The organism is Sphingomonas sp. 22R3R2A-7 (assembly GCF_036856055.1).
Classification (GTDB): Bacteria; Pseudomonadota; Alphaproteobacteria; order Sphingomonadales; family Sphingomonadaceae; genus Sphingomonas.
Genome location: NZ_JASPFR010000001.1, coordinates 373,198 through 387,536, shown reverse-complemented (window position 1 = coordinate 387,536; position 14,339 = coordinate 373,198). Strand labels below are relative to the sequence as shown.

Genomic DNA, 14,339 nt, shown 5'->3' with positions numbered 1-14,339 from the left:
AGTGTCGCTGTTCACGCGTCTCAACCGTCGAGCCGCTAGCTTTGCTCCGTCGCTGCATAGCCCGGCTTGTGACGGACGAGCACGTCTTCGGGCACCGCGATCAGCCGCGGCCCGGCGGTGTACAGAAGTGCCGCCTCGATTCGTCGTCCGGGGAAGATGACGCGCAACGCGGCGGCATAGGCCGCCATCTGACGAAGATGATAGTCGGGCACCTCGGCGACGTCGCGCGGCGCGCGGCGGCCGGTCTTGAAGTCGATCACCCGGACCACGTCCGCACCGATCAGCAGTCGGTCGACGGTCCCCGACACGACCACGCCGTCTGCCAGCGTCGCCGCGATCGGTGCCTCCGCCAGCGACTCAGGGCCGAACAGCGCGGCAAAGCGCGGATCCACGATCACACCGATCGCACTGGCGGCGATCTCGGCACGCGCGTCCGCGTCCGCGACGCCACCGGCTTGCGCCAGCCAGCGGTCGGCGGCACCTGCGCGCGCATCCGCGGCGACCGCGGGCAGACGTTCGAGCAGCTTGTGGATCAGCGATCCGCGTTCGGCGGCCGCTCGCATCGCCGGCGTCGGCGGCGGATCGGATACCGCGTCCTCGCCGAGCGCCGACGGCGACAAGGGGCGCGACGGACGCGCCTCCCTCGGCGCCGCGACGCGTGCCCATTCGGGCAGCGGGACCGGCGTCGCGGGGCGCGCGTGCCTGTCGTCCTTCGCGATCACCGGCGCATCGACCGACGTTCCCGTGAAGCACCGCTCGCCCTCCGCCTCCGGAATGTCGAGCGCCGTCAGTGCGCGCTCTGCCGCCGCATACCAGCTCGTCGCGGGCGCCACGCCCTTCGCCCGCGTTCCCAGCGCGCCGGCGATGACCAGCCGTTCCTCCGCGCGGGTCGCGGCGACGTAGAACAGCCGCCAATGCTCCTCGAGCTCGCGACGCTCGGCGGCGCTCACCACCGCGTCGAGTGGTCCGCCGCGCTCACTGCTGCGCGGCCGGAAGACGGGCAACGGCGCGGGCAGATCCTCGGGCGTCCATTTCAGGATCGATCTCGGCGCGGCGGCGGGATCCGCGGTCGCATCGGCAAGGATCACCAGCGGCGCCTGCAGACCCTTCGCGCCATGCGCCGTCATCACCCGCACCGCGTCGAGCGGCGCCGACGGATCACGGACGATATCGACGTCGCCGCGATCGAACCAGTCGAGAAAGCGCTGCAGCGACGGCGTCGTCGTGCTCTCGAAGTTCAGCGCGGCGTTGAGCAGTTCCTCGATCGGATCGCGCGCCTCGGTGCCAAGCCGGCGGATCAGCTTGCGGCGCCCGTCGAGCGGCCCCGACAACAGCTCCTCGAGAAACTGATACGGCGTCGCGATGTCCGCGCGTGCCAGCATCTCAAGCAGAGGCGCGAGACGCGCGGCGGGCTGCGTGCGTTGCAGATGCCGCCACAACGGCCCCGCCTCGCGCGGCGCGGCCTGCATCAGCTCGTCCTGCGTCCAGCCGATCAGCGGCGACACGAGCAACGCGGCAAGGCTCAGATCGTCCTCGGGCTGGAGCACGAAGCGGATCGTCGCGAGCAGATCCTGGACCGCCAGCGGTGCGTTCAGCCGCAGCCGGTCGACACCCGCGACGGGCACACCCTCCGCATAAAGCCGCGCGACGATCAGCGACGCGAGGTCGCCTCGTCGCTTGACGAGGATCATCACGTCCTCTGGGCGCAGCCGCCGGCCCTTGCTGTCGAGCATGAGCCCATCGGGCGCGAGCCAGCCTTTGACCGCCCGGGCGATATCGCCCGCCAGCTTGCGGACCGCATCGTCGATCCACCCTTCCTCGTCATCCTCGTTGCCGCCCGCGACGACCGGCGGCCAGAGCGTGACGCTCCCCGGGCCACGGACCTCGCTTGCATGCACGTCGAGATCGCCGATCGCCCCGAGCCCGGGCTCACCCGTCGCCGCGACCGCGGCATCGACGAATTCCAGCACGGGTCGCGTCGACCGGAACGAATGCGTCAGCGACAGGCGTTCGAGCGGCAGCCCCCGCTCGTCCTCGGGCCAGTCATCGTCGCCCTCGACTTCCTTCGCGCGCCGTCCGAAATGCATCTCGGCCGCGGCGAAATTGAACGGGTCGGTCCCCTGGAACCCGAAGATCGCCTGTTTCCAGTCGCCGACCGTAAACAGCGTGCGCGTCGACGGCGCATAGATGCCGCGCCCGACGAAGAACTCGTCGGCCAGCGCGCGGACGATCCGCCACTGGTCGGCATTGGTGTCCTGCGCCTCGTCGATCAGGACGTGTTCGGTCGCCTGGTCGAGCTTGTAGCGGACCCACTCGCCGATCCCGGGCTGATCGAGCAGCGCGACCGTCGTCGCGATCAGGTCGTCGAAATCGACACCGCCGACACGCCGCTTCGCCAGCGCATAGGCGCGTGCATAGTCGCGCCCGATCTCGAGCCCGTCGGCCAGCAGATCGGCGTACCCGACACGCTGCGTCATCGACACGATATCGGTGCACGCGGTGCCGATATCCTGCGCGAGCACCTCGTAATCGGGTTCGATGTCGAGCAGCTTCTTCTGCACCTTGCGCAGCTCGCCCTTGCCCGTCAGCACCACGCCCGCAAGATCGCCCAGCGTGCCCGCGCGGTCCGGCGAGGCAAGCCACGCCTCGATGGTCGCCGCCTGCTTGAGGCCGGTCGCGGTGCCCCAGGCCGCGTTCGCCGCCGCGATGCGCGTGATCGCGTCGATATCCAGCGCGTCGCACCACTCCGCGACCGCTTCGCCGATATCGCCCGACGGCAGTTCCAGCGTCCGCCGCAGCCAGGGCTGGACCCCCGACGGCATCATCTCGAGCGCAGGCAGCGCGCGCGCGCACGCCATCAGGAACGCCTCGGCACCCCCCTCGCCGAGACGAAGCGACAGGCGTCCGACGATCTCGACCGGCCGCTCGCGCCCATTGCGCTCGGCATCCGCGAGCATCCCCGCCAGCGCCTCGCGGGCTAGCCCCGCCTCCTCGCGCGCTTCGAGCGGCCTGAACCCCGGCGTCAGGCCCGCCTCGACGGGAAACGCCGCGAGCAGCCCCTGGCAGAAGCCATGGATCGTCTGGATGCGAAGACCGCCCCCCGGCGCGTCGAGCACCTTGGCAAACAGCGTTCGCGCATAATCCTGTTGCGCGGGCCCGCCCTCTTCGCCCAGCGCCTGCAGATCCTGGAACAGCGCGGGCCCCGGCATCCGCACCCAGGCGGCGAGCCGGCCGTTGATCCGCTGCGCCATTTCGGCCGCACCCGCCTTGGTGAAGGTCAGGCACAGGATCGCACCCGGATCGACCCCGCGCAGCAACAGCCGGAACACGCGCGCCGCGAGCACCTGCGTCTTGCCGGTGCCGGCCGACGCGGACAGCCAGACATGCGACGCCGGATCGCTCGCCGCCGCCTGCGCGCCCTTGAGCCGGGGCAGCGTCCGCGGTTCGCCACTACTCACGCCCATACCATTCGTCGCGTCGCATCAACTGGTCATATTCCGCATAGGGTGCGTATTCGGGGACGAGCTTGGCGGTGAACGCCGCGCCGCCGGTCAGCCACGTACCCGCAACCTCGGTGAAATTATGCGCGGCGGTCGCGGTGAACTCCGCGGTCGGGATCTTGTCGCGCTTGCCGTCGGGATCGACGGGGCTCTCGACATAGCCGAACGCGTCGCGTTTCTTGCCGAGCGACCAATATTCGAACGCCTGCGCCTTGCCCGCGACATCGGCGAAGCCACCGCGCTCCGCAATCAGCCCGAGCAGCCCCAGTTGCAGGCTATAGCCCGCCCGCACCGCGGTCGCCGAGGGCGGCTTGCCCGTCTTGTAGTCGATGATCGCCAGCCCGCCATCGGCAAGCCGGTCGACGCGGTCATATCGTCCGCGCAGCGTCACCCCGGCGATCGCGATCTCGCCCTTCCCCTCCGCGCTCGCGACGAACCGCCCCTCGTCCGCCTGCGCGGCGATCGCCCCGGCGATCCAGTCGATCGCCTCGAGCAGCCGCGGCTGCCACAGCGCGCGCATCATCGGATGCGTGCGCTCGTCGCGCAGCATCGCCTGCGCACGCGGCTTGAGCGCGTCTATCGCGCAGCCGTCATGCTTCCACCATTGCTCGAGAATGTCGTGAACGGCGGTACCCCGCCAGGCCGCGCTCGGATCGGCATCGACCGGATCGAGTGGCATCAGCCCGAGCACGCGGCGCGCGTAGAACGCATAGGGGTCCGCCTTCAGCCGGTCGACCTCGGTCACCGAGATCAGCCTCGGTCGCAACGCGGCGGCGGGCGACGGCGCAGGCCGCTCGGCCGGCACATGAGTCTGCGGGTCGTCGAGCGCGCGCGTCCACGCCTCGAGCGCCTCGGCACGCTCGAACCTGTCGCCCGCCAGCGCCTGCAGCCGCAGCCAGAGCCGCGAGGCGAGCGCGGGCGATTTGGCATCGCGCCGCGCACGCGTGACGATCGCGCGCGGCGCGCCCAGTGCCTGCGCGAAGTCGTGCGCCGAGGTTCCGACCTGCCGCTCCAGCCCGGGAAGCCCCAATTCCGCACGGATCCGCGGCGCAAGCCACGGATCGGGCGCAGGCCGCCCCGGCCACATGCCTTCGTTCAATCCGCCCAGGATCATCAGGTCCGCGGTCTGCAGCCGCGCTTCGAGGAGTCCGTAAATGGCAAGCCGCGGATGCGCGCCCTGCAGCGGCCGGACCGCAACCTCGTCGAGCAGCGTCCGCAGCAGCTGCCCGAGTTCGCCCGGATCGACGCGGGCCGGTCCGGCATCGGCCTCGAGCTCGAGATCCGCGAGGAATTGCGCCGCCGCGCGTCCCGACGGTCCCGCCCAGAGCTCGTCGCCGCACAATGCCGCGGCGGTCTCGCGGACCGCGGCGAGCAATGGTCCCAACGTCTGCGCGCCACGCTCGAACACCGTCGCGATCGGCGTCAGCAGCGCCTGCGCTTCCGGCCACCACCGCTTCGCGCTCCCGTCGCGCAGATGGGGATCGATCGCGTCGAGCCCGGCGGCGGGACGCGGACCGCGCATCGCCCGATCGAGCGCGCGGACGCCGTCAAGCCATTCGAGCCGCCCCTCGCCGCTGCGGACCAATGGATGCTTCAGCAACGCCAGCAGCGCGAGTGGTGCGAAACGCTGCGCCGCAGCTTCGACCAGCGCGAGGATCAGCGTCCCCGGCGGCAGGATCGACAGCGGCCGCCCCGCGGTATCGTCGATGCCGATGTCCCAGCGTTTCAGATGCGCGGCGACGCGCCGTGCCAGCGCGCGATCCGGCGTGACGAGCGCGGCGGTGCGACCCGGCTGCTCGAGCGTCCCGCGGAGCGCGAGCGCGATCGCCTGCGCCTCTTCGGCGGGCGTCGCGAGTTCGGCGACCGTTACGCCCTTGAGGCGGCGGTCCTCGGCGTCGAGATGCGTCCATTTGCCGGTAAAGTCGGCGGGGGCGAGCGCATTTGCGATCGCGCGGCTGCGCGTCGCCTCCGCGTCGTGCCCGCCGCCTTCGCGCCATGTCGCGAACTCGGTGCGCGCGACCCCCATCCGCTCGAGCAGCAGCTTGAGGTGGAACTGCGGGTGCGTCTCGATCGCGCGCCGCGTCAGGCCCGTCGCCGGATCGCGGGGATGCGGGCCGAGCGACTGCCATTCCGCGTCGGGCATGTGCAGGTCGAGATCGGCGAAGACCACCATCCCGCCCGGCATGTCCGCGACACAGCGCAACAGGCGCGCGATCGCCGGTGCCGAATCGGTCACGCCCGCCGCGCAGACGATGCCGCCCGGGGCGCCGCCCGCCACCGCGCCGTAAGCTGGTCGAGCAGTTGCGCGCGCCGCGTCGCCGCATCGATGCGCCCGAGCCTTTCGAGCTCGCCCGGCCAGCGTTCCAGGACCACCCCGAACGTCGAGAGCGCGCGCTGCCAATGCTCGGTCAGTTCGGGCCCGAGCTCGATCGCGCGCAGCCGTGCCGGCGGCACTTCCTCGACGAGCAGCTGGTCGAGCGTCTTGGCAAGCTCGCCCGCGAGCCGGACCGCCTCCGCGGCGTCGATCGGATGCCCGCCGCGCTGGCGTTCCTCCGACACGAGGCGGGCGAGGATCATTCGCCGCTGGTAGGGAGGGACCGCCGGGAGCGGCGGGTCGATGGTATCCGCCGGGTCCAGCGCGGCGCCGACCGCCTCGCCCATCCCCGTATCGCCGAGCGCGACCATCCGTGGCAGCACGAGCCCGCCACCGCTGGCGCGGACGAACGCATCCGTCACTGCCCGGATCGCGCGGTTGTTCGGCAGGAGGATCAGCGCCCGCGCGAGCGCCAGCGGGTCGCTGCCCGCGCGTCGCAGCAGACCCGCGACGAGCGCATCCGCGAACGCCCGGTGCGCCGGGATCGTGTAGAGCCGGGGCCCCGCCTGCACGGCAGCGCCGGGTGCTGCGTCATCCACCGGCGAGAAACGCCTCGGTCTTCGGGATCGCGCCCGGCGTGCCGACGTCGAACCAGAGCCCTTGGTGGACCTGGCCGTAAGCACGCCCCTCGGCGATCGCGCGGTCCCAGAACAGGTTGGTCGAGAACGGTCCCTCGGGCCAGTCGGCGATGAGTCGCGGATGGATGATCTGGATGCCCGTATAGGCGAACGGCGCGACGCAGCCGGGCTTGCGGCGGCTCAAGATCCGACCGTCCGCGGCGAGATAGAAATCGCCTGTACCACCATGATTGTGCGCGCGGGCCAGCGGTACCATCAGCAGCAAGGCGTCCATCGCATCGTCGTCCCACCGCGACGCCAGCAGGCGGATCGCGTCGACGGGGCCGTCGATCCACAGATTGTCGCTGTTGACGACGAGGACCGGCGCCGTGCCGAGCAGATCACGCGCCTGCACGAGGCCGCCCCCCGTCTCCATCAGGCGCGCGCGCTCGTCCGAGATGACGACGTCGATACCGGGATACCGGTCCGTCACATGCGCCTGCAACGTGTCCGCAAGATAGTGGACGTTGACGACGGCCCGTTCGATCCCGGCGCGCTGCAGACGGTCGAAGACGTGATCGATCAGCGCCTTGCCCGCGACTTCGACGAGCGGTTTGGGCCGCGTCGCGGTCAGCGGGCGCATCCGCTTGCCGAGGCCTGCCGCCATGACCATCGCGGTCCGGGGCACCGTGCCGTGCGGGACCGGGCGGATCTCGCGCTGGCGTGTCATGCCGCGATCACCAGCGGATCGCCGCGTCGGTCGCGCGGCACGTGCGCCTCGAACCATGCGGCCACCGGTGCCATCACCGGCTGCGCGAGATCGCGCGCGAGATAGGTCCAGACCCGGGGACACAGCGTCGGATATCGCGTCTTGCCGTCGCGCTTCCACAACCGCGTGAAGATCCCGAGGATCTTCGCGTTCCGCTGCGCGCCGAGGACATGATAGGCGTCGAAGAAACTGTCGCCGACCCCGGTCGCCGCCGCGTAGCGCGCGAGCATCGCCGCCTCGACGGCGGGATCGACGTCACGTCGCGCATCCTGGAGCAGCGAAACGAGATCATAGGCCGCGTGGCCCGCGAGCGCGTCCTGGAAATCGAGCAGGCCGAGCGACTTGTCCGGGCCGACCAGCATCAGGTTCTCGGCATGATAGTCGCGCAGGACGGTGACCGGCACGTCTGGAACCGCGTGATCGAACACCGCGTCCCATGCCGCATCCCAGCTCGCGATGTCGGGCGTGATGCCAACCGCGGGGCAATACCAGTCGACGAACAGCGCCGCCTCGCGCTTCAGCACCGCGCGATCGTAGAGCGGCAGCGGTCCTGCGGCGTGGCCGCGCAACGCGACGAGAAGATCGACCGCCGGCGCATACAGCGCGAGCCCGCCATCCGAGGAGGCATCGATCGCCTCGCGAAGCCGGTCGTCCCCGAAATCCTCGATCAGCACGAGCCCCTGGTCGAGATCGCACGCGAGGATCGCAGGCGCGGCGAAGTCACGCTCGATCAGCCATTCGGCGACCGCGATGAAGGGGCGTGGGTCCTCGTGCGGTGGCGGTGCGTCCATGAGGATCGCCCGGCGGGCGCCCTCGACGATCCGGAAATAGCGACGGAAGGACGCGTCGCCGGCGACCGGCAGCGTCGTCGCCCCGCCCCATCCATGCGCGTCGAGAAATGCGGCGGCGCCCGCCGGCGGGGTCATGTCGGCCATCGGGTTTCCCAAGCCTCCGGCACACCGACTGTCAAGCCGCGCGTGCCATCCGGCTCGATCGTCAGGCCGAGCCGAAGCGCATCGGGCCAATAGCCCGGCCCCGCCCGCTCGGGCCACTCGACCAGCAGCAGCAGATCGTACCGCAGATCGTTTAGCGCGAGCTCTTCGATCTCCGCGGGATCATCGATCCGGTAGAGGTCGACGTGGAGCACGGGAAACCGGACCTCGGGCGGCTCATAGGGCTGGACGATCGCGAAGCTCGGCGACGGCGCTTCCCCCGGCAGGCCGAGCGCCGCGAGCAGCCCACGCGCGATGCTCGTCTTGCCCGCGCCCAGCGTGCCCTCGAGCGTGACGACGTCGCCCGGCCGCACCAGCGTGGCCAGCCACGCGCCAAACGCCTCGGTGGCCTGCGCATCGGCGAGCGTCCTCATCGGCGCGGCAGCTCGACGGTGACGAGCGTGCCGCTGCCGGGCTCCGAGACGAGTTCGATCGTGCCGTTGTGCGCCTCGACGAACTGCTTGGCGAGGGGAGGCCCAGCCCCAGCGCGCGGTCGCCGATCGTCTTCGATTCGGCAAACCGGTCGAACGCGTGCGCGACCGCCTCGGTCGACATCCCCATGCCGTCGTCGGACACGATGATCCGCGCATGCGTCGCGTTGCCATCGGTGTGCAGCAGGATCCGTCCGCCCTCGCCGGTCCCCGCGACCGCGTGCCGCAACAGATGCTCGACGATCTCGCGCAGCCGTTTGGCATCGCCGCACACGCGCCCCGTCGACCGCCCGATCTCGACCGCGAAGTCCAGGTTGCGGCGTTTGGCGACCGCGTGGATCGCCTCGCCGGCCGCGCGCGTCACGGCCGCCAGATCGACGTCCGCGCGCATGATCTCCATCCCGTCGGCGTCGGTCCGCGTCAGGTCGAGCACGTCGTCGACGAGCAGGCCGAGCCGCTCGACCGATTCGAGGATCGCCTCGAGATAGCCTTCGGCCTGGCTGCCGAGCTTGCCCGCATAGCCGCCATGCAACATCTCGGCGAACCCGCTGATCGACGTCAGCGGCGTCTTGAGTTCATAGCTCATGTTCGCGACGAACGCGGTCTTGACCTTGTCCGCCGCCTCGAGCGCATTGGCGCGGTCGCGCAACGCCTGCTCCGCGCGCTTGCTGTCGGTGATGTCGAGCATCGTGAACAGCGCGTTGCCATCGGGCAACGGCACGCCGGCGAACTCGAAATGCCGCCCGTCGGCGAACGCGACCCGGCCTGCGCGCTGCTGGCGCTCGACGGTTGCGGACCGGACGAGATCGGGGATGAGCACCGATCGGTTGGGGGTGGCGAGCTTCGATGCCGCCGCCTCGGCGAACACGTCGACGCGCGGATGACCCGCGAGGAACTCCTCCTCCAGTCCCCACAGCACGCGGAACCGGTTGTTCCACAATTGCAGCCGTCCGTCGGCGGCGAACACGCCGAGCGCCTCGAACAGATTGTCGAACGTCGCCGTCCGCACGCGCAACAGCGTGTCGCGCGCGCTGGCCAGCTGGACGTGCTCGGTACGATCCTCGAAGATCAGCAACAGCCCGCCATCGGGCAACGGCTGCGCGACCACCCTCAGATGCGTCCCGCCGCGAAGATGCCAGATCTCCTCGCTCGCGCCGCCGTTGGGCATCGTCCCGGTCTGCATGAACCATTCGCGACGCTCGGCCTTCCATGCGGGAAAGTCGCGCACCTCGGGCAGGCGGTTGGCCTCGCGCATCCGCTCGAGCACGCGATCGAATTCGGGGCGGTCAGCGAGCCATTCGGCGCGCATCGCGAACATCCGCCGGAACGGCTGGTTGCAGAACACCAGTCCGCGATCGCCGCCGAACTGCGCGACGCCCGCCGACACGCGATCGAGCATCGCGCGCTGCGCCTCGGCAAAGCGCTTCGCGCCCGAACGCGCCTGTTCGAGATCCTCGATGTCGATCGCGAACCCCGCGACGCCGCCGGTCGGCAGCGGCACGTCGTAGATCTGGAGCGAGCGACGCGCGCCGTCGATCGTCGCGGGCAGGATCTGTTCGTGCGGCCGCCCCTGTTCGCGTGCCGCCGCCGCACCCGCGAGCGGTCCGCCGCGTCCGGACCCTTCGACCAGCTCGACCCCGCGCGCGATCACGTCCTTGGCATCCTGCCCCTCGACCGCGGCGACATAGGCGGTGTTGACCATCGACAGTTTCAAGTCGCGCGCGCGGTACCACATCGGCATCGGGGCGGCCTCGATCAGCCCGGTCAGCGCGTCGAATGCCGCCCCGAGCCGCGCGGTCTCCGCGCCGAGACGGTTGATCTCCGATTCGCTGTCGGTCGCGTCGAACGCCCAGATCAGCACGCTGCCCGTCGCGCCCATCCCGCCCGGCGCACGACCGCCGCGCAGCGTGATCGCGCGTGTCGATCCGACAGGGCGCACCGCGCGGACGAACGGCCGCCCCGCCCGCTGCGCCGCCGTCACGTCGGCGGTGAGTGCCGCGGCATCCTCCGTCGACAGGCCCGAGCCGTCGCCCGACAGGTCCGCCAGATACCGCGGTGCCGGGATCCCGAGCCAGTCCGCCATCCGCCGCGGCATTTCCACCCGGCCATCCGAGCGCACGATCGTCGCCACCGCGGGCGATCCGTCGAGCAGGCCGCGCATATTCTCGTTGTCGGCGATCGTCGCGGCCGCATCCGCGCGCGCACGCAGTCCCAGATACACCAGCACGGCACCCACGCCGACGAGCAGCAGAACCGCCACGCCCGCGAGCACGGTTTCCCATGTCCCGAGGACCATTACCGCCGAACCGGTCGAAGCGCGACGAACGTCATGCGCCCGTGTAGGCCAACAGCGCCCCCGGGGGAAGACGGCGATCTGCAAATTGCCGCTGCGACCGTATCGGGCGCTTGCGGGCAGCCCGACTGATCTGAAGTGTTGCAAGGAAGAAACACTTGGAAATATTCACGCAATGTCGGTCGAGAACGGATGGATTCCTGCGACCTCAGAGGCTTACAGCGCCCGCTTCCGCGAAGGTCAGCGATATTGGCCCATCGCATCCAGTGCTGAGTCGAGAACGATCATGACCCCAACCTATCGCCGCAATCTGCTAGCCTCGACGCTGCTCGTCGCAGTGTCCGCGGTCGCGCTGCCCGCCATGGCGCAGACGGCGCCGGCCCCCGCCGCGGCCGAAACTCAGCCCGCGACCGACGCCCCCGCGCCGACCGCGGCCGCTCCCGCCACGCAGGACCCCGTCGTCGAGTCCCAGGCCGGCAGCACCGCATCGGCGCAGCCCGAGCAGCCCGCGGGCGAGATCGTCGTGACCGGCTCGCGCATCGCCTCGCCCTCGGCCACCGCCGCCTCGCCGCTCCAGAGCGTGGGCATCGCCCAAATCCAGCAGGCCGGCGCAATCAACGTGCAGGACGTCCTGCTGCAGAACCCGGCGTTCGGCACTCCCGGCATCAGCCGTACCAATTCCAGCTTCGCGACGCAGTCGGCCGGTGTCGCGACGGTGAACCTTCGCAATCTGGGCGAAGACCGGACGCTCGTTCTCGTCAATGGCCGCCGTTTCGTATCGGGCGTGCCCGGCAGCAGCGCGGTCGACCTCAACGTCATCCCGACGCAATTCCTCGAGCGCGTCGACACGCTGACCGGCGGTGCATCGGCAGTGTACGGCTCGGATGCCGTCGCCGGCGTCGTCAACATGATCTACAAGACCAAGTTCGACGGCATCCAGCTCGATGGTCAGGTCGGCATCTCGCAATATGGCGATGGCTTCGATCGTCAGGTCAACGCGCTCGTCGGCAAGAATTTCGCAGATGGCCGCGGCAACATCATGCTGTTCGGTGGCTATTCGAAGCAGGGCACCGTGCTGAAGCGCGACCGGTTCACCGAAGCCGGTTCGAGTGCGATCGATTCGACGAGTCTTGGCGGTAGCGTAACTGGCGAAGATTCCGATCTCTTTACGCCAGCAAGTCCATTCCTTTCTGGGTTTGCCCCGCAGGGTCGCTATTACACTGGCATAGCGGGTGAAGGTGCTGGGCGCCAAGTCTTTACCTATGGTCAGGACGGTGCGTTGCGTAACTGCGCCTCCGCGAACGGCACGGGTGGCTGTGTAAATGCTGATGGCAGCCAAGCAGGGCCCGATGGTTTCAACCGCTCGGATTTTCGTTATCTTGCCGTGCCGGTTGAGCGTTATGTGGCTGCCGGGCGTGCCAACTATGAAGTTTCAAACGCCTTCAACCTGTTTGTTGAAGGTAATTATGCAAAAACTAAAGTAAACACGGTCATAGAGCCGTTCCCTCTTGACTCGAAGTTCGGCAACCCAGTACTTTATTCCGGCAATATTCCTATAGAGACGATTGTCGGTGGCGTGCGTTATCGCAATCCGTTTGTCCCGGATGCCATTTTTAACACTGCGGTTGATACACCGGTTAGCTCAACGCAGCCGGGCGATGGCCTAAAGGACATTTTCTTTGACCGTCGCTTGAGTGATTTTGGCACACGTACGAGCCAAGCGAGCCGTGATATGTTCCGTATTGCGGGCGGGGCGAACGGCAAGTTATTGGAGGATCGTTTCAACTACGAAGTTTATGGAGTTTATGGACAGACCGTTGAGAAGCAGTCGGGTACCGGCCAATTCAATACGGCAAACTTTATTCAGGCATTGAACTCCTATCGCGACCCTGTGTCTGGCCAAATTGTTTGCGCAGATGCCGCCGCGCGGGCGGCGGGATGTATACCTGCCAACATCTTTGGGACTGGGACGCTTGCACCCGCGGCAGGTTACCTTGCCGTCCCGACCACCCTTGCAACAAAGGTGACGCAGACCGTCGCCGGTGCGAACTTGTCGGGCAAACTGTTTTCCTTGTTTGGCGCAGATCCGATTGGCATAAGCGTCGGTACAGAATATCGTCGTGAAACGAGCAGCAATGTATTCGATCTTCTCACGCAGATCGGGCAGAATGGTAACAACGCCCTGCCTATTACGCGTGGGAATTTTGATCTGATCGAAGGGTTTGGGGAGGCGATCGTCCCTCTTATCCAAGAAAAGCCATTTTTCCACTCCCTGAGTGTACGTGGCGCAGTTCGAGTGTCGAACTACTCGACAGTTGGAACAACATTCAGCTATAATTTTGGCGGCGAGTGGGCGCCTGTCGAAGATGTGCGCTTCCGTGTAATGCAGGCGCGCTCCGTACGCGCGCCTAACATCAGCGAATTGTTTTCACCCAATCTGCAAAACTTTCCAAATGGGCTTCAAGATCCATGTAATAAGGTTACCGCAACGCAGGCGGGTTCTTTGGCATCGAACTGCCGTGCGGCCCCCGGTGTCGCAGCCAACATTGCGGCGAATGGAGGCCAGTTCACGCTGGATCAGGCGGATCTGCAGGGCATCACGAGCTTTGAACCGGGGAACCCTAATCTGCAGGAGGAGAAAGGTGATTCTTTCACCGCGGGCGTCGTCATCAATCCACGATCCATTGATGCACTTCGTAATTTCGTAATTACCGTTGATTACTTTAATATTCGTATCAAGGATGCGATTGTTCAAACGCCGCTTCAATATATTCTTAATCAATGCTACGAACAGAGTAACCAAGCATATTGCAGCCAAGTCATACGTCGCGCTGCAGCGTCAGGTGCAAACAGTGCAGGCTCAATTGATCGTTTAACGACGACGTACCTAAATAGCGGCGGCACGAAGACTTCGGGCATCGATACGGTCATCACCTATCGCCAGGATCTGGCCGATATCGGTCTTGCGGGCATGCTGGGCCTGCGCGGCTCGTATACGCATCTGATCTCGGGCTACACCGTGCCACTGCCCGAGGCGGATCGCGACTATTTCGCGGGTGAGATCGGTGCGTCGCGCGACCGGTTCACGACGAACCTGTCCTATGACGTCGACGGTGTCGGCTTCACCACGACGGGCACGTGGATCAGCCAGGCCAGCCTCGACGACCAGCTGACCGGCGCGCGTCCGGGCACCAATCCGCTGTACCGAGTCCGTCCGCAATTCTACCTGGATTCGCAGATCCGCTTCCAGACCAACGACGGGTTCGAATTCTACATCGGCGGGTCGAACCTGCTCAACAACAAGCCGCCTTACCTCGCCGACATCGGCGCGTCGGCTGGCCAGGATACCGATGCGGGCACCTATGATCCGCTCGGCCGTCGCTATTATGCAGGTGTCCGGATCAACTTCTGATCCTCACGCTT

The 14,339-nt window shown here is 67.9% G+C and carries 5 protein-coding genes and 2 pseudogenes; 1 reads left to right on the top strand and 6 read right to left on the bottom strand.

Annotation, left to right across the window (positions count from 1 at the left end):
* Positions 1–35: 35 nt before the first annotated feature.
* The 6 genes and pseudogenes from addA to QP165_RS01740 all read right to left on the bottom strand — a co-directional run bounded on the left by addA (position 36) and on the right by QP165_RS01740 (position 10,919).
* On the bottom strand, positions 36–3,464 hold the full coding sequence (gene addA / locus QP165_RS01765; protein ID WP_443019252.1) for a double-strand break repair helicase AddA: 3,429 nt from the start codon (positions 3,462–3,464) through the stop codon (positions 36–38).
* Positions 3,451–6,386: pseudogene (gene addB / locus QP165_RS01760) on the bottom strand (double-strand break repair protein AddB). The gene addA and the pseudogene addB overlap by 14 nt, the downstream one beginning before the upstream one ends.
* A gap of 19 nt (positions 6,387–6,405) precedes the next feature.
* Positions 6,406–7,161, bottom strand: a complete 756-nt coding sequence (locus QP165_RS01755; protein WP_333993398.1) for a nucleotidyltransferase family protein — start codon at positions 7,159–7,161, stop codon at positions 6,406–6,408.
* Complete coding sequence (locus tag QP165_RS01750) at positions 7,158–8,126, bottom strand: aminoglycoside phosphotransferase family protein (protein WP_333996909.1); 969 nt, start codon at positions 8,124–8,126, stop codon at positions 7,158–7,160. Before QP165_RS01750 ends, QP165_RS01755 begins: the two co-directional genes overlap by 4 nt.
* Positions 8,123–8,566 carry a tRNA (adenosine(37)-N6)-threonylcarbamoyltransferase complex ATPase subunit type 1 TsaE gene (gene tsaE, locus QP165_RS01745; protein ID WP_333993396.1) on the bottom strand — a complete coding sequence of 148 codons (444 nt, stop codon included), beginning with the start codon at positions 8,564–8,566 and terminating at the stop codon, positions 8,123–8,125. Before tsaE ends, QP165_RS01750 begins: the two co-directional genes overlap by 4 nt.
* Positions 8,563–10,919: pseudogene (locus QP165_RS01740) on the bottom strand (PAS-domain containing protein). The gene tsaE and the pseudogene QP165_RS01740 overlap by 4 nt, the downstream one beginning before the upstream one ends.
* A gap of 172 nt (positions 10,920–11,091) precedes the next feature.
* On the opposite strand from QP165_RS01740, the gene QP165_RS01735 reads away from it, so the two are divergent.
* A complete protein-coding gene (locus tag QP165_RS01735; RefSeq protein ID WP_333993394.1) occupies positions 11,092–14,328 on the top strand; it encodes a TonB-dependent receptor domain-containing protein in 3,237 nt (1,078 codons plus the stop codon).
* The last annotated feature ends 11 nt before the right edge of the window (positions 14,329–14,339 follow it).

Excerpts from the sequence above, each read along its gene's own strand:
- addA (WP_443019252.1), bottom strand. The coding sequence starts at position 3,464 with ATGGGCGTGAGTAGTGGCGAACCGCGGACGCTGCCCCGGCTCAAGGGC.
- QP165_RS01755 (WP_333993398.1), bottom strand. The coding sequence starts at position 7,161 with ATGACACGCCAGCGCGAGATCCGCCCGGTCCCGCACGGCACGGTGCCC.
- QP165_RS01750 (WP_333996909.1), bottom strand. The coding sequence starts at position 8,126 with ATGACCCCGCCGGCGGGCGCCGCCGCATTTCTCGACGCGCATGGATGG.
- tsaE (WP_333993396.1), bottom strand. The coding sequence starts at position 8,566 with ATGAGGACGCTCGCCGATGCGCAGGCCACCGAGGCGTTTGGCGCGTGG.
- QP165_RS01735 (WP_333993394.1), top strand. The coding sequence starts at position 11,092 with ATGTCGGTCGAGAACGGATGGATTCCTGCGACCTCAGAGGCTTACAGC.